At 48.0% G+C, this 1,224-nt stretch carries 1 protein-coding gene; it reads right to left on the bottom strand.

Going from position 1 to position 1,224, the window contains the following annotated elements; all coding sequences use genetic code 11:
- Positions 1-1,051, bottom strand: a 1,051-nt coding sequence (locus tag R8269_RS25050) for a Bcr/CflA family multidrug efflux MFS transporter (RefSeq protein WP_318222886.1), incomplete at its 3' end; no start/stop codon positions are given.
- Positions 1,052-1,224: the final 173 nt, after the last annotated feature.

Genomic DNA, 1,224 nt, shown 5'->3' with positions numbered 1-1,224 from the left:
GAGACGATGCCGTACCCGCCATTGATGGGTAGCCACTTAAAAGCAGCGCCATCGCGTTACTACCTATCGTCGACAATGTACCGATAAACAGCACAACAAAAGGCACGATGCCCCACAATCCGAAGTCCATCAACCAACTTACGAACAGACCAATACCCGCCAAAAGTTGCACGAACAACCCAAAACGAAGCATGGCATGAGAGCCCACTTTTTTCACCAAACGACCGTTAATGCTGGTCATGATGATCATCGCCACAATGTTCAAACCGAATAAGTAACCAAATTGGTCAGGTCGAACACCGTATAAATCAATATAAACAAACGAACCCGCAGTTAGGAATGCAAACATCCCCGAAAACGAGAATGCACCAGACAACATCAAGCCCAACGCTTCAGAACTTGAACACAAACGGGCGTAGTTTTTTAATGTGGTGCGAAAACGCAGTGGTTGGCGGTTTTCTGGTTTTAGCGTCTCCGGAATTTTCCAAAACACCAGCAGAATGACAACCACAGCAAAGATAGCCAGCACCCAAAAGATAGAACGCCATCCAAACCAAAGCGCAAGGTGACCGCCAATCATCGGCGCAACCAACGGGGCAATCGTGATAACTAATGTGACGAAAGACATTGCACGCGCAAAGTCTTCACGGTCAAACATGTCACGCACCACAGCTTGAATAATGACCGCCGCAGCCGCGCCAGCAAAACCTTGGGCCGTACGAACATAGGTTAACGCATCAATGCCGTTTGTGGTCGCACTCACCACCGCTGCTAACCCAAAGAAAAGCACACCCAAAATCAGTACAGGTCTGCGGCCAAAGCTATCGGCAAGCGGCCCATGAATTAACTGACCAATCGCAAAACCCGCCGTATAAGCCGTTAACGTAATTTGAACCGCACCAGGTGCAACGCCCAAATCTTTTGCGATGGTCGGCATTGCCGGTAGATACATGTCGATCGCCAATGGCGTTAGCGCGCCAATTGCACCGAGCACAAGAAACAGTAAAAAACTGATTTGAGATTGGGGAGCGCTTTGAGCTTTTTCTGTCATTCTTTTACCTCTAGTTGTGTCCTTGCCATCAGCCATTTCTTTGCAGAAACTAGCAAGGATGCTTCTCGTACCATTGAAAACAAAGCACAGTGCTTTGCTGATTCAATTTTCGAGGATCATAAGGACGAATGTTTACCAAGGTGGCCTTGACGAGCTCGACATAGAAAAGCGCA

The sequence above is a fragment of the Vibrio sp. Vb0667 genome, from assembly GCF_033391095.1.
The sequence above is the reverse complement of the archived record's forward strand: the minus strand, read 5'-3'. Positions and strand labels throughout refer to the sequence as shown.